Here is an 18,710-nt window from a genome sequence, read left to right as displayed (position 1 = left end):
ATCCCACAATGTTTGTTTATCATGTGTATAAGGGAAGAAAGGGAAAAAAGAGCGGGGAAGATGCAAGATGATCAAACATATTCTATATTGGTGCTTTGCTTTTCTCCTCATTATTGGGACAATTGAACTTGTACATGCGATGAATATGTAACGATAAACGAAAAACCGAATAAGGAGTGTATGCATATGGATTACCGACGTGATGACCAAAACGGGGAACAACAAACGGAACCTTCACATACAGAAAACATGAATACAGATAACCGGAAGCTGATTGAGCATCATGAACAAAAATTGCTTGATCCGCCTCATTCTTATGAAGCGGGACGAAAAGAAACGGCTTCCGCTTTAGAAATGGAAAAGAAAGAAACAGCTGTAAAAAAAGAGAAGAAGCGTAGAGCGGCATGGCTGAGCCCGATTTTAGGCGGGATCATCGGCGGTGGACTGATGCTCGGCATCGCGCCTTATTTGCCGTCTGACCATAATCAGACGACCGAGACGGCTTCCGCAAATAAACAGGTGCAATCCGACAATTTTACAACGACACCTGTGACAAACGCGACCAACGTGGCTGATATGGTAGAGGACTTAGAGCCGACGATAGTCGGAATCTCAAATATCCAAACCTCTCATAATAACACATTCGGCACAGAAGGCAGCTCCGGTTCAGAAAGTGAAAGCGGAACAGGGTCAGGGGTTATTTTCAAAAAAGACAATAACAAAGCATATATCATTACAAACAATCACGTAGTGGAAGGAGCGAATAAGCTGACTGTTACCCTGTACAATGGTAAAACGGAGACAGCAAAGCTTGTGGGAAGCGATGCAATTACCGATTTGGCTGTTTTGGAAATCAACAGCAAGAACGTCAAAAAAGTGGCGAGCTTCGGTGATTCTTCGCAGCTGCGCACAGGTGAAAAAGTCATCGCCATCGGTAATCCGCTCGGCCAGCAGTTCTCAGGAACAGTGACACAAGGGATCATTAGCGGACTTAACCGGACGATTGATGTCGATACGACTCAAGGTACCGTTGAAATGAATGTGCTGCAAACAGACGCCGCAATCAATCCAGGGAACAGCGGCGGCCCGTTAATCAATTCAAACGGCCAAGTGATTGGTATCAACAGTCTGAAAGTGAGTGAAAGCGGGGTTGAGTCACTCGGTTTTGCGATTCCAAGCAACGATGTAGAGCCAATTGTTGACCAGCTTCTTGAAAACGGAAAAGTGGACCGTCCATTCTTAGGCGTGCAGATGATTGATATGTCACAAGTTCCTGAAACGTACCAGGAAAATACACTCGGCCTGTTTGGGGATCAATTGAGCAAAGGTGTCTACGTCAAAGAAGTTCAATCAAATTCGCCGGCGGCTAAAGCAGGAATGAAATCTGAGGATGTGATTGTCAAATTAAACGGCAAAGATATCCAAAGCAGTGCGGATATCCGTCAAATTCTTTATAAAGATTTAAAAGTCGGAGATAAAACAACAATTCAAGTGATACGCAACGGAAAAACGAAAAACCTGAATGTGACACTGACCAAGAAGACAGAGAGCCTCAGCAGCTAACTGGCAAAAAAGCTGAACCCGAAGAGGGTTCAGCTTTTTTTTAGCCTAAATAAGAGGAAAGCATCCACACTTGTTTTTCGACTTCTTCTATAAGTCCGACAAACAAGTCTGCTGTCGCATTGTCTTGATTTTCTTCCGCAAGGCCGATGACGAATTTAGACTCGCTGCTGATTTGTTTATAGTCGTTCACCAAAGCTTGGACCATTTCTGAAGCTGACGTTTCGTTTCCGCCGTCTGTGATGGATGCTTGCTCAGTGTATTCTTTCAAAGTGGCAACAGGCTGCCCTCCGATAGCCAGCAGGCGCTCAGCAATTGTATCTACAGTTTCCGCCGCGTGGTCATACAGTTCTTCAAATTTTTCATGCAAAGTAAAGAAGTGAGGCCCTTTTACATACCAATGAAAACGGTGCAGCTTGGAGTATAGAAGGAACCAGTTTGATAATTGGGTGTTCATTGAATTCTCAACTAATGTCAGGTTTGTTTTTGCGTTTTCGGTTTTCATAATATTACGTCCTCCTTGTGATCTGTTAATTTAATTATACCACATATTAATTAAAAATCAATACTAAATTATAATTATTATAATTTAGTTCGGGTAAATAGTTTTTTCTTCAGGATAGATTCCCAAGCGGACCAAGGAAAAAGTGCACGGAATAGAAGGGTGAGCTTGACGCCTTTTCCGATCGGATAACGCAATTTCTTTACGCGCTGTTTCATCGCTAATTGATAAATGAGGTCGGCAACCTCTTGGGGATCTCCGCTTTCAACGGCATTTTTTTCAACATAAGAAAGGATCTTTTTATAGTATTGATGATAGGCTGAATCGTCAGCCGGCACAGTCATGTGATTCGATAAAGATGTTGTCCAGATCGATGTCTTGTATGAGCCTGGCTCGATCAGAGCGGTTTCAATGCCGAAAGGAAGCAGCTCCAAGCGCAGACTTTCAGAAAATCCTTCTAATGCATACTTGGAAGCGGCGTAAGGCGACAGTGCCGGAAATCCGGTCAAACCGCTGATACTGCTTACGTTTATAATCTTTGCCCCGCTATGCTTTCTTATGTAAGGCAGGACGGTTTTTGTGACATTGATCAATCCAAAAACATTCGTTTCAAATTGCTTTCTGAAATGCTCCATCGGCACGTCCTCGATAAATCCCCCGTAAGCTGTACCCGCGTTGTTAACGAGTACATCAATTGGGGCATACGCACTTATGGTTTTTCCAAATGCTACGATTGAGTGTTCATCAGTGACATCGAGAGCGGTGATGTGAATGGAGTCAGCTACATGATGTTTTGCTGCTAAACCGCGCAGCTGTTCCGCTTTCTCGGGCTGCCTTGCTGTGGCAATGACGAAAAATGACTGAGCCAGTTTGACTGCCGCCAGCAGACCGAAACCGCTTGACGCTCCTGTTACGATAGCTATTTTTTTATTCATTTTCCATATCCTCCTGTTTGGCGCTACAGCTATTGTACAATGATGCACAGAGAATGACGCCTATAAAAGATATTTTTATACAATAATTCAGAATTGTTCTATAATAAAATCAAATGAGGAAAGGGGTTTTGAGTCATGGGATTGCAAGGGGTAGACAAAACATGGGATCTGGATTCGTTTTTTAAAGGCGGGAGCCAGTCAGAAGAATTCAAGGGATATATTGAAAAGCTGTCACAAAGCCTGCGTGCATTTCAAGACATGACGGATGCATTTGAGGCGCCAGAAACGCCGGCTGATGCTGGAAGGCTGACCGCATTGCTCGATGCATTTGAACAAAATTCGGTCAAGCTGCAGCAGGCCGGTGCTTTTGTCTCGTGTCTTCAGGCACAGAACATTAGCGATCAGAAGGCAAATGAACATAAATCATTCATGCATCAGCTAGTCGCAGATTTTCAGTCCTCCCTTGTCACATTGGATCATAAACTTGTGGAGATTGATCAAGGCGTATGGGAAGAATTGCTCAAAACACCCGGGCTGCGAGAGGTATCATACATATTAAATGAAAGAAGAGAACGGGTTGCCGAAAAGCTCAGCCCAGACAAAGAAAAACTGATTGGAAGCCTTGCGGTTGACGGCTATCATGCCTGGGATGATTTATATCATATCGTTGTCGGAAAAATGACCATTCCGTTTGAGGAAAAACAATTATCTGTCGGACAGGCGGAAAACATGATGTCTCATCAGGACCGTACTGTCAGGAAAACCGTTTTTGAACGCATCAATCAAGCATGGGAGCGGGAACAGGATATTTTCAGCAGCACGCTGAATCATTTGGCGGGGTTTCGGCTGGAAACCTACAAAGCGCGGGGATGGCAGGATGTTCTGAAGGAGCCGCTGCAAATCAACCGGATGAAAAAAGAAACGCTGGATACGATGTGGCAGGTCATTACTGAAAATAAGCAGCCGTTCGTTCAGTTTCTCAACCGGAAAGCATCCATGCTTGGTCTCGAAAAGCTCAACTGGTACGACGTTGAGGCACCGATTGGGTCTGCCGGGCAGGAATACTCATACGATGAAGCCGCAAATTTAATTGTCAGCCAATTTTCCACGTTCGGCCGAAAGTTGTCCGCCTTTACAGAAAAGGCGTTCCGTGACCGCTGGATTGAAGCCGAGGACAGAAGCGGGAAAAGAGTCGGCGGCTTTTGCACGAGCTTTCCTGACAGTGGGGAATCGCGTATCTTCATGACGTTTTCCGGCAGTGCCTCTAACGTCTCAACGCTTGCCCATGAACTCGGGCATGCCTTTCATCAGGAAGCGATGCTTAATGTAAGGCCGTTAAATCGATCCTATGCTATGAACGTAGCGGAAACTGCGTCAACTTTTGCGGAAATGATTGTGGCAGACGCGACTGTCAATCAGGCGGAAACAAAGGAAGAAAAGCTTGTGCTTTTGGAGGATAAAGTGCAAAGAAGCGTTGCTTTCTTTATGAATATCCACGCGAGATTTTTATTTGAAACGAGGTTTTACGAAGAACGAAAGCGGGGAATTGTGCCGGCGGACCGTTTAAATGAGCTGATGGAAGAGGCGCAAAAAGAAGCATTCTGCGGCGCTTTAGACGAGTATCATCCGCTATTCTGGGCGTCAAAGCTCCACTTTCATATTACGAGAGTGCCGTTTTACAATTACCCTTATACGTTCGGCTATCTGTTTTCTCTTGGCATTTACGCTCTGGCGCTTGAAGAAAAAAACACGTTTGAAGAGAAATATATAGCACTTTTGCGTGATACGGCATCCATGACCGTAGAAGATTTAGCGATGAAGCATTTAGGCGCAGACATCACGAAGAGAGACTTTTGGGAAAATGCCATCAAGCTGGCCGTGCAGGACGCCGAAGCCTTTTTGCAAATGACTGAATCATAAAAGGAAAGCCGGGCGCTGAAGCCCGGCTTTTTCTGTTCTCTTCTCTGAATGAGGATACCATTCCTTGGACATACCTAAAAGAAATGGAATTCTACAGGGGGGAACCATTATGCATTTGATCAGAGCGGCCGGGGCCGTTTGTCTCGCAGTTGTTCTGATTGCGGGCTGCCGTCTCAATGAAGAACAGCAGCTAGCAGAAGGAGAAAATACGGCAGTTACTCATATGAAATCCGTTCCTTACAGCCATTTCTCGCTTCGCGTCAGCTACGGTGACGGTGAGCATAACCGCTATGAAGGGATATACGAAAAAAACGGAACTCATGAAACGGCAGAAATACAAGATAAGCTCTCTGGCATCAATCAAGAGGGAGAAGAAGCGCTGGATGAGATGAAAATGATTCTAAGCGAGCTGTCCGTAACAGATCAAATGGCTGAGAAAGAAGTGATTCACAGTGTGCTGGCGGCTTTTAACCTTGACAGCCACTATGATCACTTCGACTTAAAAGTGAAGCTTAAGAACGGCGCTGTCAGAGAAATTAAAAAATAAGCATGTGCTGAAAAACCCATAACCGCCATTTTTGACCAGAAAACTAATTGAAAATGATTTTCAAAGTCACTGTTTTCTGCTACAATGATGGATATATGACCATATCAGAGACTGAATATTGTATCACTTGCATTGATGACAATTTACTTACATGCATGTCTATATAAAACGTGCAATACATAGTGCTGCTAAAAAGCCAGCAAAAAGGAGCGGTTATGGGTATGAGTGCAATTTCTACAGAAACGCTGAGCTTAGGGTACGGGGATGCCGTTATTATTGATGAACTGAATTTAACGATTCCAAAAGGTGAAATTACCGTATTTATCGGCAGCAATGGCTGCGGAAAATCGACACTTTTACGTTCGTTGGCGCGGCTGATGAAGCCGAGAGGCGGTTCAGTGTTATTAGAAGGAAGAGCGATCGCCAAGCTTCCGACAAAGGAAGTCGCAAAGGAGCTTGCCATCCTGCCGCAGGGGCCTTCTGCTCCGGAGGGACTGACGGTGCATCAGCTTGTAAAGCAGGGAAGGTATCCTTATCAAAACTGGCTGAAACAGTGGTCAAAAGAAGATGAGGCAGCTGTAGAGAGAGCGCTTAAAGCCACAAAGCTGGAGGATATGGCTGACCGCGCCGTCGATTCCTTATCAGGCGGGCAGCGCCAGCGGGCTTGGATAGCGATGACACTTGCCCAGGAAACGGATATTATACTTCTGGATGAACCGACAACGTATTTGGATATGACGCATCAAATTGAAATTCTTGATTTGCTGTTTGAGCTGAATGAGAAGGAACAGCGGACGATCGTCATGGTGCTCCATGATTTGAATTTAGCGTGCCGCTACGCACATCACCTTGTGGCTATTAAAGATAAACAGATTTACGCTGAAGGCCGTCCAGAAGAGGTCATTACTTGTGATCTGGTGCAAAATGTGTTCTCTATGAACTGTCAGGTCACACAGGACCCGCTGTTCGGAACGCCTCTTTGCATTCCTCATGGCAGGGGCAGATGCATTGTCCGGGAAGCGGCTTTCACATCACATGGATAAATAACACGGCTAAAGGAGCTTTCATCAATGAGAAAGCTCCTTGCTGTTTTCTCGAAAGGAAGATGTATGAATGGAACAAAAACTGCAGGAACAGCTGGATGGATTGCTTGAAAAATATACCGAGCTTCTCCTTGGGGAGTCAAATCATGAGTTAAAAGAAGAAGTGAAGCAGTGGATTGTGTACACGCATATCGCCAAAAGCATGCCTCCGCTCGCCAAGCATTGGAATACGACATATCCGGACGCAAAGCAGGGCATTAAAGACATCATACAGCATATCAAACAGTTAAATGAAGAGCATCGAAACAAAGAATAGGCTAAAAAAGCAGTCTGCCGCTCATAAACGGCAGACTGCTTTTTGTTATGTTGCGGTTTCATTTGGTGCGAAGGAAGCCATAAAGGTGCGCAGCGCGCTGCTGATAAACGAATTCTTACGGAGAATAAACTCCGTTTTCATCTGTCTGAGAGGTTCAGGGAGCGTGTACAATCGGACCGAACCTTCAGACTCATGTTTTTGTACAACAGTCCGAGGCAGCAATGAGATGCCGAGGCCAGCTGTCACCCCGCCTATAATCGCTTCAAGTGTGCCGAACTCCATAATAACCGGCTGTGTGACGCCGGCAGAGTGCAGCCATTTTTCAAGGGTATCTCGGTACGAACAGCCTGTGCTGTAAACGAGAATCGGCTTTGTGATCGCTTCTTCTGCACAGGACACAGATGCAGCGGACACGACTACGGGCTCCTCCTCAAATGCGGGAAAGGACTGGAGCTCAGGATGATTGCATTCACAGCCGATAAACGCGCCATCGAGTTCATACCGAAGAACTTTATCAATTAAAAATTGTGTATGCCCTGTTATTAAAGACAGCTGTACGTTTGGATACTCTTCATAATACGAAGCAAGCAGTTTGGGAAGCCTGACTGCGGCGGCTGTCTGAGTGGAACCGATCATCAGCTGTCCGCTCGGCTTAGTTGAGGAAGAGAGCGCTTTGGACGCCTCATCCAACAGCCCGATAATTTTATTCGTATAATCCAACAGAAGCTTTCCGCTGGAAGAGAGTGTCATGCCTCGATTATGGCGCAAAAAAAGGGTGGTGCCGAGCTCAGCTTCCAATTGCTGAATTCTGGCCGTCACATTTGATTGCACGTAGCCAAGCTGCAGTGCGGCTTTCGTAATTGAGCCTTCACGGGCTACCATTTGAAACACACGTAGATCTCCGCTTTCCATGTTAAATCCCCCGCTCTTTTGCTATCAATCTAAATGATATCAAGTATCTTTAACAATCATTATACGGAACACCAAACCTGCATTACAATAGAATCAGCAGTTTAGATTTCAAAATATATACAAACAACAAGGAGTGGCGGCAATGGATCTTAAGAACAAAATAGCTCTCGTCACTGGGGGCGGCACGGGAATAGGAAGAGCAGCATGCATTGAATTAGCGAAACGGGGAGCGATTGTTGCGGTAAACTATTCACGCTCGCGTGCTGAGGCTGAGGAAACAGCAGACATCATCAAAAGAGAGGGCGGGCAGGCCGTTGCTATCCAATCCGATGTGTCCAAAAACAGTGAAGTGCAGGACATGGTTCAATCAATAGCAAAGCAATACGGCACGATTGACGTTTTAATCAACAATGCAAGCATTACACACCATATTCCAATGGATGATCTTGATGCCGCGACAGAGGACGTATGGGACGAGTTATATGCGGTCAATGTCAAAGGAATGTTTTTTTGCGCGAGAGCAGCGGCTCCTTTCATGAAAAAAACCAAGGCTGGGGCGATCGTTAATATTGGCAGTATCGCGGGGGCAACCGGGGCGGGCTCTTCTATGCCTTACGCTGTGTCAAAAGCAGCGGTGCACGGCCTGACAAAATCATTGGCACACGCTTTGGCGCCAGAAATCAGAGTGTGCGGTGTCGCACCCGGAGCTGTCGCGACAAGATGGTGGGCAGGGCGTGAAGAAAAAATGAAAAACATGAGCGGCACTTTGCTGTTGCAGAGAATTGCTGAAGCGGGTGATGTGGCACAGCTGATTTGTTCCGTGCTTGAACAGGAATCCCTAACAGGACAAATCATCACGATTGACAGCGGCCAGACGATGTAAAGAGAGGAGCGGCTTGAGAAATGCCATTTGTACAGATACATTTACGAGCGGGGAGAAACAAAGAATGGCTTCAAAAACTAAGCAGAGCCATTCATCAGTCTATGATCGAAGAAATCAATGTGCCGGCTGATGATTACTTTCAAGTGATCCGGCAATACCAAAAAAGCGAATTTTTTTATGATCCGTATTATTTACAGGTAGAGCGCACAGATGAACTGATTTACATCCATTTTACATTGAAAGATTCAAGAACAACAGAACAGAAGAAATCGTTTTACCATTCAGTGGCAAGCCGGATTCATTCGGAGCTCGGTGTAAGGAAAGAAGATGTGTTTATCATACTGGCTGGAAATCAGGATGAGGATTGGTCCTTTGGAAATGGAAGGGCTCAGATGATCGAATAAAAAAGCCCCGCGGTTATGTCCGCGGGTTGCTCTATTAATGAGAAGGAGATTCAACGGCTTGAGCCGCTTTTTCCTTTTGTTCATCCGTGTTCTTATTCGAAAGCTTAATAGGTCTTAAGAATAAGGTAAATACAGCTCCGACTGCGATAAAGATGAGGCCTGCATAAAAAACACTGTGGAGCGAATCCATTAATGATGTTTTTAAAATCGGCATGACATGGGATGAGAAAGCCGCAGGAATTTGTTTGATTGCGTCCGGGCTGAACAGTGATTGCAGCAGCCCTTGCGGATTTGTGTCAATCATGCCCTTTAATTGAGAAGCAAAGGCGTTTGCCTGTGCCGGAAGCGAGTCTAAATATGGAACCAGTTTATCAGTCAGCAAGCTTCCGGATCGGGCGTTCATTATAGCGCCCAGCATGGTAATGCCGAATGTGCCCCCGATAGAACGGAAGAATTGGCTGGAAGAGGTGACGACCCCAAGCTCCTCTTTTGAAAAGCTTTCCTGTAAAGCCAGCGTCAGAATCGGCATAACAAGACCCATTCCAAGACCAATAATGGCCATATAGGATGTTGCGATAAGTTTGCTCGTATCTAGATCCAATGTGGTTAACAGAAGGAATCCGCCAGCCATAATCAGCATGCCTGTTATGATTTGCGGTTTAATTCCTATTTTGTAAACAAGCTGGCCGCCGATAATGCTTGTGATGATCATTGAGATCATCATTGGTGTCATAATCGTCCCTGATTCAGACGCGCTTACACCGACAATTCCCTGCATAAAGAAAGGAACAAATGTAATTGCGCCAAACATTCCGATACTCATAAAAAAGCCGATCAAGTTCAAAAACGTAAATGTTCTATTTTTAAATAGATACATAGGAAGGATCGGTTCTTTCGCTTTCGACTCAACAATAATAAAGCTCACAATGCCGATCAATGCGAGAGCGAACAAGCCGAGAATCTGCCATGAGCCCCATGCGTAATCTTTTCCGCCGAAGCTTAGGGCAAGAAGAAGGCTGACAACTCCGACAATCATTGTAAAAATACCGGCGATATCAAAGTTGATCGGACCAGTCTGCTTACGGCCTTGCAATCCTCTGGCGATAAAAATAACGGCGATAATTCCAACAGGAAGGTTAATATAGAAAACCCATTTCCAGTTTAATGAATCAACGATCCAGCCGCCGATTTGCGGACCGATAACAGAAGCAAGTCCGTAAATAGCACCAAAGACCCCTTGAAATTTGGCACGCTGTTTTCCTGTAAATAAGTCACCAATGACAATCATGGCCATCGGCATCATAATACCTCCGCCAATTCCCTGCAAACCGCGGAAAATAATTAATTCTGTCATATTGTTGGCCATTCCGCACAGAGCTGAAGCAGCCATAAAAATAAGCAAACCTGATACATAGACGATCCGGCGCCCCAATAAGTCGGCTAATTTACCGGCGATCGGCACGACCGTTGTTGATGTTAACAAATACGCTGTAGTCAGCCAGGTCATCATGCTTAGACCGCCAAGATCTCCGACGATTTTCGGCATGGCAGTTCCAACAATGGTGCCGTCAAGGGCTGAGAAAAACATGGCAATGATTAAGCCGGTTATTAATAAAGTCCGTTTTGATTGTTTTCCTTCATTACTCATTTCATCCATTTCCTCTTTTCCTAATTTACTTTTCATTGGTTTCAGCAGCAGCTTGTGCCAGCTTTTTCGTAATATGCGCTGCCTGCAGCATTTCTTCTTCTGTCAGGTAGGAAAGGTATCGTGCCATTATGGCTTTTCTACCCGCCAAAACGTCCTCGAACTTTCTGTCTCCTTCATCGGTAAGACTGATATTAATGACTCGCCTGTCTTGTGTATTGTGTTTTCTGACGATCAGATTTTTTTGTTCAAGGCGGTCTGCCATTAACGTAACCGCGCTTGGCTTGACCTCCATCCGTTCTGCAATTTCAGAAATTTTAAGGCTGCCATTCTTTTTTAAGCTCGCGAGCACAAACAGCTGCGCGGGGGTAACCCCCTGTTTCTCCATGCTATCCAGCATTTCAGGCTGTATCTTTTGAAAGAGCGTCTGAAGCGATATTTGAATATCAGACATTAACTGATCCGCACTCTTCATCTTCATTTCTCCTCTTTAATATAACTCATGTTTATATTTAATGTATTAAAATAGTTAATGCTTATTAAATATAAATAAATGTTAATAAAAAGTCAACTGACTTTACACAAAAAAAAGGATAGATGCCAGTAAAGCACATCGTACCCTTTTGCTGATCTGATTGATAAACTTTATTGCTGATAAGGAGACTGCTGCTGAATGGTCTGCTGGAACTTTTGATAGGATTGCTGCAGCTTTTGGGCGTCCTCTGCTTCAACAGTATACCACCCATATTGGAACATGAGATCATACAGTTTTCTTTGCGCTTTTTGTGACTCATCAAAAATGGTTTGAATATCCTGATAGAGAGATTCATGGCTGAACTCATGCAGAGCAGTGCAATACGCAGTGGTCATGTATTTTTCCGTTGTCAAAAGCTCATTGACGAAATCTCTGTCATTCATTTCTGATGTAGTCGGCACAGGTGTTTGCGGGTTGCTGATTTTCTGATTTTGCTGATTCATTTTGGCGCCTCCTTATTGGATGTAGCCGGACTGCTGCTGGTCTGGCTGCAGGTGCTTTAATATTCTTTGATAGTGATCGTGATGCATATGTCCGACGCGGTCTAGTTCTTGTTTTAAAGTTTGATCCTGGCACTGCTGCGCCATAAAATGCGCTTTTTTCATCGCGAGCAGATTCCAGTTCAGCATGTCATTCAGATACAAATGATCCTTTGTTGAAATGACAGAGGGCGGCATTTGAGATTGCTGCTGATTGTTCATTGTCATCCTCCTTTGCGTTCTATTCGTTTTATGTTTCCTTCAGTATGGGAGTTATATACAGGTGTTTTGAAGAAGGCTGTATCGTCAGGAGGAATTGGATGTTGAGACATATGTTTTTATTCTTATCTCAAAATAAAACGCTCACCAAACTTGCCAAAGCATACGGATCACGGCTGGGGGCGCGGAGATTTGTCGCGGGGGGCACGATTGAATCGGCTGTTCGGACCATTAAAAAGCTGAATCGATCCGGTTTGTGCACAACCCTTGATTATTTAGGCGAGTATGCGGCTACACAAAAAGAAGCAAGTCGAGCCGCGGCAGAATGCAAGAAGGCCATTCAAGCGATTGCCGAACACCGATTAGATTCCGAGCTTTCGCTTAAGCTGACGTCATTAGGGCTCGATATTTCAGAAGAGCTGGCTGTTTCACATTTGCGTGACATTTTATCTGCTGCGAAGGAAAATGACGTGGCTGTGACGATCGATATGGAGGACTACTCACATTATGAACAGACACTTGCCATCTACAGGCAGTGCAAGCAGGAATTTGACATGCTGGGCACGGTGATACAGGCGTATCTTTACCGGGCGGCAGAAGATATCCGTAAGCTGCACGATCTGAAGCCGAATCTCAGGCTCGTCAAAGGCGCTTACAAGGAATCTGCGGCTGTTGCGTTCCCTGATAAAAAAGGAACAGACCTTCACTTCCAGAGCTTGATTAAACTGCATCTGCTGAGCGGGAACTATACTGCCGTCGCTACACACGATGATGACATCATTGCGTTTACGAAGAAACTCGTTGCCGAGCATCATATCCCGTTGTCCCAATTTGAGTTTCAAATGCTTTATGGCATCAGGCCGGAGCGGCAGAAGGAACTTGTGAAGGAAGGGTACAAGATGCGTGTATATGTCCCGTATGGAACCGATTGGTTTAGTTACTTTATGAGAAGAATCGCTGAAAGACCCGCTAATGCAGCTTTTGTGTTAAAAGGGATTTTTAAAAAGTAAAGCAGCCGCGGGACGCGGACTGCATTGTTATTGTTCCATGTTATGTTTCTTATACTGCTGATTTTGGCTTGTCCGTTTTCCGCCGCCGTAATGCTGTGTCGGACCGGCATCTCCTTTTACGCTCGCCGCGCTTACTGCTGCTGAAGACGGGTTCTTTTTCTCTCTCACCATTCCCTTCACCTCCGGGTTTAAGTTTCCCGTCTTCTATCTGCTTCATACAAAAAAATAACAAATTAGCTATTGAAGTCGAAACAAAAATCTTTTATGATGAAAGAAGAAACGGGTTTCCATTTTTTTTGACCAAAAAATGAATGATTATTCATTCAACGCTCAAGGGGGATGTCTCATGCACAAACACATTCAAAAAGCAGCCGTTTTAGGATCGGGGGTTATGGGTTCCGGTATTGCTGCGCATTTGGCTAACATCGGAATTCCGGTCCTGCTGCTTGATATTGTGCCGAACGATTTAACGAAGGAAGAGGAGAAAAAGGGGCTGACCAAGGAAAGTCCGGAGGTGCGCAGCAGGCTGAGCAGGTCTGCGGTGAAAAAGCTGCTGAAACAAAAGCCCGCCCCTCTTACGTCAGCACAAAACACCGCTTATATTACTCCCGGCAATCTAGAAGATGATGTCGAGAAGCTGAAGGAAGCTGATTGGATTATTGAGGTCGTTGTCGAAAATCTTGAGGTCAAAAAGAAGATTTTCTCTCTCGTGGATGAGCATCGGAAACCGGGCAGCATCGTCTCGAGCAACACGTCCGGCATCTCAGTGCAGGCGATGGCTGAAGGCAGGTCTGAAGATTTTAAAGCTCATTTTCTCGGAACGCATTTTTTTAACCCGGCGCGATATTTAAAGCTGCTGGAGATCATTCCGATTAAGGAAACTGATCCTGACATCCTGGCGTTTATGACATCCTTCGGTGAAAATGTCCTCGGCAAAGGTGTGGTCACAGCTAAGGACACACCAAATTTTATCGCAAACCGAATCGGGACGTACGGACTTCTCATTACGGTTCAAGAAATGCTGAAAGGCGGCTATCAGGTCGGAGAAGTCGATTCCATCACAGGCCCGCTGATCGGAAGACCGAAAAGCGCAACCTTCAGAACGCTGGATGTTGTCGGCCTCGATACTTTTGCCCACGTCGCCCGAAACGTGTATGACAAAGCAGAGGGAGACGAAAAAGAAGTATTTCGCCTGCCTGACTTCATGAATGACATGCTGCAAAAAGGCTGGATCGGAAGCAAATCCGGTCAAGGCTTTTATAAAAAAGAAGGAAAAACGATTTATGAGCTTGACCCGATGACGCTTACTTACGGAGAACGGACAAAGATGAAAACGCCGGCTCTTGAAGCGGCAAAGCAAGCTAAAGGGACAAAAGCTAAAATGAAAGCGCTTATTTATTCGGAAGACAGGGCTGGCCGGCTGCTGTGGAATATTACGTCGCAAACACTGCTTTACTCAGCCCAGCTGCTCGGAGAAATCGCCGACGATATTCATGCAATCGACCAAGCCATGAAATGGGGATTCGGCTGGGAACTGGGGCCATTCGAAATCTGGGACGCAATCGGTCTCAGACAGTCGGCGGAAAAGTTTGAACAGCTTGGAGCGGAGATTCCTGGCTGGATAAAAGATATGCTGGACAAAGGGAATGAAACTTTCTACATCAGAGAAAACGGAACAGTGCTTTATTACGAAAGCGGCGAATACAGGGCCGTGAAAGAAAACAAGAAACGCATCCATTTACAGTCAGTTAAAGAAACAAACGGCGTCATTGCGAAAAACAGCGGAGCGAGCTTGATCGATCTTGGTGACGATGTAGCGCTTCTGGAATTTCACTCGAAAAGCAATGCCATCGGGCTTGACATCATTCAAATGATCAACAAAGCATTGGAAGAAACAGAGCGGAATTACAAAGGGCTTGTCATCGGCAATCAAGGAAAAAATTTCTGCGTGGGCGCCAATCTTGCCATGATCTTAATGGAAGTGCAGGATGACAACTTTATGGAAGTTGATTTGGTGATACGGCGTTTTCAAGAGACAATGATGAACATCAAATACAGCACGAAACCTGTTGTTGCCGCTCCATTTGGCATGACGCTCGGCGGAGGGACGGAAGTGTGTCTACCTGCTGCACGGATACAAGCGGCAAGCGAAGCCTATATGGGACTTGTGGAATCAGGAGTCGGCCTCATCCCTGGCGGAGGGGGCAATAAAGAACTGTACATCAATCATCTTCGCCGCGGTCTTGATCCGATGAATGCGGCCATCAAAACTTTTGAAACGATCGCAATGGCTAAGGTGTCAACTTCCGCCCAAGAGGCTCGGGAAATGAGTATGTTAAAAGAGGCTGATCGTATCAGCACTAACCAGGATCACCTCCTGTACGATGCAAAGCAGCTAGCCACCTCTTTATACGATACCGGCTGGCGGCCGCCTGTAAAAGAAAAGGTCAAGGTGGCGGGGGAAACAGGCTATGCCGCGCTTCTGCTCGGTGCAGAGCAAATGAAGCTGTCCGGCTACCTATCTGAGCATGATATGAAAATTGCAGAAAAACTTGCTTTTGTGATTGCCGGCGGAAAAGTGCCGTTCGGTACAGAGGTGGATGAAGAGTATTTATTAGAAATTGAGAGAGAAGCGTTTTTAAGTCTGGCAGGCGAGGCGAAATCTCAGGCGAGAATGCAGCATATGCTGGTGAAAGGCAAACCTTTACGGAACTAGGAGGGAGTTTATGAAAGAGGCAGTCATTGTGGCAGGAGCAAGAACACCGGTTGGGAAAGCGAAAAAAGGATCATTGGCCACCGTTCGCCCGGATGATTTGGGAGCCATTTGCGTGAAAGAAACGCTGAAACGAGCAGGCGGCTATGAGGGCAATATTGACGATTTAATTATAGGCTGTGCGACACCAGAAGCGGAACAGGGGCTCAATATGGCGAGAAATATCGGCGCGCTTGCGGGTCTGCCATATACGGTGCCGGCGATTACAGTCAACCGCTACTGTTCCTCAGGTCTTCAGTCCATCGCATATGCGGCAGAAAAAATTATGCTTGGCGCTTATGATACAGCCATTGCAGGCGGAGCAGAATCCATGTCACAGGTTCCGATGATGGGGCATGTGACCCGTCCGAACCTCACATTGGCCGAAAAAGCGCCGGAGTATTACATGAGCATGGGACACACAGCAGAACAGGTTGCGAAAAAATACGGCGTTTCCCGTGAAGATCAGGATGCTTTTGCAGTGCACAGTCACCAGAAAGCTGCCAAAGCTCTTGCAGAGGGGAAATTTAAAGATGAAATTGTCCCAGTCGAAGTCAGAGTGACAGAAATCGGCGAAAACCATAAGCCGCAGGAAAAACATACTGTTTTTTCTCAGGATGAAGGTGTACGCCCGCAAACGACCGCAGATATTTTAGCCACATTGCGCCCTGCCTTTTCCGTTGACGGAACAGTCACTGCAGGAAATTCCTCGCAAACTAGTGACGGGGCGGCGGCTGTCATGCTGATGGATCGCGAAAAAGCGGATGCGCTTGGTTTGGCGCCGCTTGTCAAATTCCGTTCCTTTGCCGTTGGCGGGGTGCCGCCGGAAGTCATGGGCATCGGACCCGTCGAAGCCATTCCACGTGCACTGAAGCTTGCCGGGCTTCAACTGCAGGATATCGGGCTGTTCGAACTGAACGAAGCGTTTGCATCACAAGCCATCCAAGTCATCAGGGAGCTGGGGATTGATGAGGAGAAAGTGAATGTCAATGGAGGCGCTATCGCACTCGGGCACCCGCTTGGATGTACGGGCACAAAGCTTACACTCTCACTGATTCACGAAATGAAACGGAGAAACGAGCAATTTGGAGTCGTCACAATGTGTATCGGCGGCGGGATGGGAGCAGCCGGCGTATTCGAATTATGCTAAAGGGGGAAAAACAAATGACGAGAAAAGCAGCTGAAGTACTAAAAGGCGGCGGCTTCTTAATAGAGGAAGTCACATATGATCAGATGTATACACCGGAGGATTTCACCGACGAGCATAAAATGATTGCGAAAACAACGGAGGATTACATTGAACAAGACGTTCTGCCGCATATAGATGACATTGAGAACCATCAATTTGAACATTCCGTCCGGCTTTTGAAGAAAGCGGGAGAACTCGGCCTTCTCGGTGCCGATGTTCCCGAGGAATACGGCGGGCTGGGCCTTGATAAAATCAGTTCGGCGCTGATCACTGAAAAATTTTCGCGGGCGGGAAGCTTTTCACTTTCTTACGGTGCGCATGTCGGTATCGGTTCCTTGCCGATCGTCTTCTTCGGAACGGAAGAACAAAAGAAAAAATATCTCCCTGATCTGGCTTCAGGGGAAAAGATTGCTGCGTACGCACTGACTGAGCCAGGTTCCGGATCTGATGCGTTAGGCGCAAAAACGACCGCGGTGCTGAATGAAGCAGGAACGCATTACGTATTAACCGGGGAAAAACAGTGGATCACCAACTCAGCCTTTGCCGATGTCTTTGTCGTTTACGCAAAAGTGGACGGCGAAAAGTTCTCCGCTTTTATTGTAGAAAAAGATTTTCCTGGCGTATCAACGGGACCTGAAGAAAAGAAAATGGGAATTAAAGGGTCATCGACGAGAACTCTCATTTTAGATCAGGCTGAGGTGCCGAAGGAAAACCTTCTTGGAGAAATCGGCAAAGGGCATGTTATCGCCTTTAATATATTAAATATAGGCCGCTACAAGCTGGCAGTAGGAACGATCGGCGCGTCAAAACGGGTGATCGAGCTGTCCGCCGCTTACGCAAATCAGCGCCGCCAATTTAAAACGCCGATCGCAGGCTTTTCGCTGACACAGGAAAAAATCGCGACGATGGCATCAAGATTGTATGCGATGGAAAGCTCTGTGTACAGAACCGTCGGGCTGTTTGAAGACAATATGAGCCAGTTCACAGCTGAAGACCTAAAGGACGGAAGACAAATTGCGAAATCCATTGCCGAATACGCCATTGAATGCTCTCTCAACAAAGTGTTTGGCTCTGAAACGCTTGATTATATTGTTGATGAAGGTGTGCAAATCCACGGCGGCTACGGATTTATGCAGGAGTATGAAGTGGAAAGAGCCTATCGGGATTCCAGGATCAACCGAATTTTCGAAGGAACCAATGAAATTAACCGGTTAATCGTGCCAAGCACGTTCCTGAAGAAAGCGATGAAAGGCGAGCTGCCTCTTTTTGAAAAGGCACAGGCGCTTCAAGAAGAACTCATGATGCTCATGCCTGAGGAGCCCGGCACTGGCGTATTAGAGCAAGAGAAATATATCGTCAAGCAAGCTAAAAAAATTGCCCTGTTCGCCGCGGGTCTTGCTGCGCAAAAATACGGAAAAGCGATCGATCGCGAACAAGAAATCCTCGTAAACGTTGCTGATATTGTCAGCAATGTATATGCAATGGAATCAGCGGTGCTCAGAACGGAAAAGGCGATTGCCGCGCAAGGAAGCGATAAAGCAGCGCAAAAGCTGCTGTACACAGAAATTTTCGTTCAAGAAGTCTTTAATGAAATTGAAGCCCATGCGAAAGAATCTTTACTTGCAATGGAAGAAGGAGATTCTCTCCGTATGATGCTCTCGGCCCTCCGCAAGCTGACGCGCGTGACGCCTAAAAATGTCATTCGGAAAAAACGTGAAGCGGCAGCGGGTGTGTTCGAGGCTGAAAAATATATTGTCTGAGTCCCAAGGAGCTCCGCACATCCGGAGCTCTTTTTTTATGAAGCACTGTTTTAGGTTTTTAAAACAAACTGTGTTAAAATAACCTCGATTATTTTATTG

The 18,710-nt window shown here is 46.0% G+C and carries 18 protein-coding genes and 1 pseudogene; 11 read left to right on the top strand and 8 right to left on the bottom strand.

The genetic code is table 11. The features are described 5' to 3' along the window. The first annotated feature begins 186 nt into the window (after nucleotides 1-186). Nucleotides 187-1,563, top strand: a complete 1,377-nt coding sequence (locus tag V6D42_RS10530) for a S1C family serine protease (protein ID WP_333513182.1) — start codon at nucleotides 187-189, stop codon at nucleotides 1,561-1,563. 40 nt (nucleotides 1,564-1,603) lie between these two features. On the opposite strand, the gene mrgA is transcribed toward V6D42_RS10530, so the two are convergent. After that, nucleotides 1,604-2,065, bottom strand: coding sequence for a metalloregulation DNA-binding stress protein MgrA (mrgA, locus tag V6D42_RS10525; RefSeq protein ID WP_268447220.1), 462 nt, complete (start codon nucleotides 2,063-2,065; stop codon nucleotides 1,604-1,606). A 77-nt stretch (nucleotides 2,066-2,142) separates the two neighbouring features. Next, nucleotides 2,143-2,997 (bottom strand): oxidoreductase, encoded by an 855-nt coding sequence (locus V6D42_RS10520; protein ID WP_333513180.1) that lies wholly within the window; start codon nucleotides 2,995-2,997, stop codon nucleotides 2,143-2,145. 135 nt (nucleotides 2,998-3,132) lie between these two features. Here V6D42_RS10520 and V6D42_RS10515 point away from each other — a divergent pair, with 135 nt between their 5' ends. The 4 genes and pseudogenes from V6D42_RS10515 (at nucleotide 3,133) to V6D42_RS10500 (ending at nucleotide 6,823) form a co-directional block, all read left to right on the top strand. Next, nucleotides 3,133-4,917 (top strand): M3 family oligoendopeptidase, encoded by a 1,785-nt coding sequence (locus V6D42_RS10515; RefSeq protein WP_333513179.1) that lies wholly within the window; start codon nucleotides 3,133-3,135, stop codon nucleotides 4,915-4,917. Nucleotides 4,918-5,026: 109 nt separating this feature from the next. Further along, on the top strand, nucleotides 5,027-5,464 hold the full coding sequence (locus V6D42_RS10510) for a YusW family protein (protein ID WP_326203532.1): 438 nt from the start codon (nucleotides 5,027-5,029) through the stop codon (nucleotides 5,462-5,464). A 215-nt stretch (nucleotides 5,465-5,679) separates the two neighbouring features. Beyond that, the gene (locus V6D42_RS10505) at nucleotides 5,680-6,507 is read left to right on the top strand and encodes an ABC transporter ATP-binding protein (RefSeq protein WP_081638363.1); all 828 of its coding nucleotides are present in this window, start codon (nucleotides 5,680-5,682) and stop codon (nucleotides 6,505-6,507) included. Between the two features lie 27 nt (nucleotides 6,508-6,534). Continuing rightward, nucleotides 6,535-6,823 (top strand): annotated as a pseudogene (locus V6D42_RS10500) (YusU family protein). Nucleotides 6,824-6,868: 45 nt separating this feature from the next. Here the strand turns inward: V6D42_RS10500 and V6D42_RS10495 are convergent. Beyond that, nucleotides 6,869-7,735, bottom strand: coding sequence for a LysR family transcriptional regulator (locus V6D42_RS10495; RefSeq protein ID WP_333513178.1), 867 nt, complete (start codon nucleotides 7,733-7,735; stop codon nucleotides 6,869-6,871). A 142-nt stretch (nucleotides 7,736-7,877) separates the two neighbouring features. Here V6D42_RS10495 and V6D42_RS10490 point away from each other — a divergent pair, with 142 nt between their 5' ends. Continuing rightward, nucleotides 7,878-8,618, top strand: coding sequence for an SDR family NAD(P)-dependent oxidoreductase (locus V6D42_RS10490; RefSeq protein WP_333513177.1), 741 nt, complete (start codon nucleotides 7,878-7,880; stop codon nucleotides 8,616-8,618). Between the two features lie 20 nt (nucleotides 8,619-8,638). Next, nucleotides 8,639-9,022, top strand: coding sequence for a tautomerase family protein (locus V6D42_RS10485; RefSeq protein ID WP_333513176.1), 384 nt, complete (start codon nucleotides 8,639-8,641; stop codon nucleotides 9,020-9,022). Nucleotides 9,023-9,056: 34 nt separating this feature from the next. On the opposite strand, the gene mdtP is transcribed toward V6D42_RS10485, so the two are convergent. The 4 genes from mdtP to V6D42_RS10465 form a co-directional block, all read right to left on the bottom strand. Further along, a complete protein-coding gene (mdtP, locus tag V6D42_RS10480; RefSeq protein WP_333513175.1) occupies nucleotides 9,057-10,679 on the bottom strand; it encodes a multidrug efflux MFS transporter MdtP in 1,623 nt (540 codons plus the stop codon). A 16-nt stretch (nucleotides 10,680-10,695) separates the two neighbouring features. Continuing rightward, complete coding sequence (locus V6D42_RS10475; protein WP_333513174.1) at nucleotides 10,696-11,142, bottom strand: MarR family transcriptional regulator; 447 nt, start codon at nucleotides 11,140-11,142, stop codon at nucleotides 10,696-10,698. A 170-nt stretch (nucleotides 11,143-11,312) separates the two neighbouring features. Next, the gene (locus tag V6D42_RS10470; protein ID WP_333513173.1) at nucleotides 11,313-11,645 is read right to left on the bottom strand and encodes a spore coat protein; all 333 of its coding nucleotides are present in this window, start codon (nucleotides 11,643-11,645) and stop codon (nucleotides 11,313-11,315) included. A gap of 12 nt (nucleotides 11,646-11,657) precedes the next feature. Next, on the bottom strand, nucleotides 11,658-11,903 hold the full coding sequence (locus V6D42_RS10465) for a hypothetical protein (protein ID WP_333513172.1): 246 nt from the start codon (nucleotides 11,901-11,903) through the stop codon (nucleotides 11,658-11,660). A 98-nt stretch (nucleotides 11,904-12,001) separates the two neighbouring features. On the opposite strand from V6D42_RS10465, the gene V6D42_RS10460 reads away from it, so the two are divergent. Then, complete coding sequence (locus V6D42_RS10460; protein ID WP_333513171.1) at nucleotides 12,002-12,910, top strand: proline dehydrogenase; 909 nt, start codon at nucleotides 12,002-12,004, stop codon at nucleotides 12,908-12,910. 27 nt (nucleotides 12,911-12,937) lie between these two features. On the opposite strand, the gene V6D42_RS10455 is transcribed toward V6D42_RS10460, so the two are convergent. After that, nucleotides 12,938-13,081 carry a YuzL family protein gene (locus V6D42_RS10455; RefSeq protein WP_010331806.1) on the bottom strand — a complete coding sequence of 48 codons (144 nt, stop codon included), beginning with the start codon at nucleotides 13,079-13,081 and terminating at the stop codon, nucleotides 12,938-12,940. A gap of 175 nt (nucleotides 13,082-13,256) precedes the next feature. On the opposite strand from V6D42_RS10455, the gene V6D42_RS10450 reads away from it, so the two are divergent. From V6D42_RS10450 to fadE, 3 genes are read left to right on the top strand one after another with little or no spacing between them, the layout of a single operon-like run. After that, nucleotides 13,257-15,626: a 3-hydroxyacyl-CoA dehydrogenase/enoyl-CoA hydratase family protein gene (locus V6D42_RS10450; protein ID WP_333513169.1), complete on the top strand. Its 2,370-nt coding sequence runs from the start codon at nucleotides 13,257-13,259 to the stop codon at nucleotides 15,624-15,626. 10 nt (nucleotides 15,627-15,636) lie between these two features. After that, complete coding sequence (locus tag V6D42_RS10445; RefSeq protein ID WP_326329623.1) at nucleotides 15,637-16,812, top strand: acetyl-CoA C-acetyltransferase; 1,176 nt, start codon at nucleotides 15,637-15,639, stop codon at nucleotides 16,810-16,812. Nucleotides 16,813-16,826: 14 nt separating this feature from the next. Further along, nucleotides 16,827-18,611, top strand: coding sequence for an acyl-CoA dehydrogenase FadE (fadE, locus tag V6D42_RS10440; protein ID WP_333513167.1), 1,785 nt, complete (start codon nucleotides 16,827-16,829; stop codon nucleotides 18,609-18,611). Nucleotides 18,612-18,710: the final 99 nt, after the last annotated feature.

The sequence above is a fragment of the Bacillus sp. 0909A genome (genome assembly GCF_036765115.1).
GTDB lineage: Bacteria > Bacillota > Bacilli > Bacillales > Bacillaceae > Bacillus > Bacillus mojavensis.
The sequence above is the reverse complement of the archived record's forward strand: the minus strand, read 5'-3'. Positions and strand labels throughout refer to the sequence as shown.

Coding starts and splice junctions, on each gene's coding strand:
- V6D42_RS10495 (WP_333513178.1), bottom strand. CDS start 7,735: ATGGAAAGCGGAGATCTACGTGTGTTTCAAATGGTAGCCCGTGAAGGC.
- V6D42_RS10460 (WP_333513171.1), top strand. CDS start 12,002: ATGTTGAGACATATGTTTTTATTCTTATCTCAAAATAAAACGCTCACC.
- V6D42_RS10485 (WP_333513176.1), top strand. CDS start 8,639: ATGCCATTTGTACAGATACATTTACGAGCGGGGAGAAACAAAGAATGG.
- V6D42_RS10470 (WP_333513173.1), bottom strand. CDS start 11,645: ATGAATCAGCAAAATCAGAAAATCAGCAACCCGCAAACACCTGTGCCG.
- V6D42_RS10530 (WP_333513182.1), top strand. CDS start 187: ATGGATTACCGACGTGATGACCAAAACGGGGAACAACAAACGGAACCT.
- V6D42_RS10455 (WP_010331806.1), bottom strand. CDS start 13,081: ATGGTGAGAGAGAAAAAGAACCCGTCTTCAGCAGCAGTAAGCGCGGCG.
- V6D42_RS10475 (WP_333513174.1), bottom strand. CDS start 11,142: ATGAAGAGTGCGGATCAGTTAATGTCTGATATTCAAATATCGCTTCAG.
- V6D42_RS10450 (WP_333513169.1), top strand. CDS start 13,257: ATGCACAAACACATTCAAAAAGCAGCCGTTTTAGGATCGGGGGTTATG.
- V6D42_RS10510 (WP_326203532.1), top strand. CDS start 5,027: ATGCATTTGATCAGAGCGGCCGGGGCCGTTTGTCTCGCAGTTGTTCTG.
- V6D42_RS10515 (WP_333513179.1), top strand. CDS start 3,133: ATGGGATTGCAAGGGGTAGACAAAACATGGGATCTGGATTCGTTTTTT.
- V6D42_RS10465 (WP_333513172.1), bottom strand. CDS start 11,903: ATGAACAATCAGCAGCAATCTCAAATGCCGCCCTCTGTCATTTCAACA.
- V6D42_RS10490 (WP_333513177.1), top strand. CDS start 7,878: ATGGATCTTAAGAACAAAATAGCTCTCGTCACTGGGGGCGGCACGGGA.
- mrgA (WP_268447220.1), bottom strand. CDS start 2,065: ATGAAAACCGAAAACGCAAAAACAAACCTGACATTAGTTGAGAATTCA.
- V6D42_RS10520 (WP_333513180.1), bottom strand. CDS start 2,997: ATGAATAAAAAAATAGCTATCGTAACAGGAGCGTCAAGCGGTTTCGGT.
- V6D42_RS10445 (WP_326329623.1), top strand. CDS start 15,637: ATGAAAGAGGCAGTCATTGTGGCAGGAGCAAGAACACCGGTTGGGAAA.
- V6D42_RS10505 (WP_081638363.1), top strand. CDS start 5,680: ATGGGTATGAGTGCAATTTCTACAGAAACGCTGAGCTTAGGGTACGGG.
- mdtP (WP_333513175.1), bottom strand. CDS start 10,679: ATGGATGAAATGAGTAATGAAGGAAAACAATCAAAACGGACTTTATTA.
- fadE (WP_333513167.1), top strand. CDS start 16,827: ATGACGAGAAAAGCAGCTGAAGTACTAAAAGGCGGCGGCTTCTTAATA.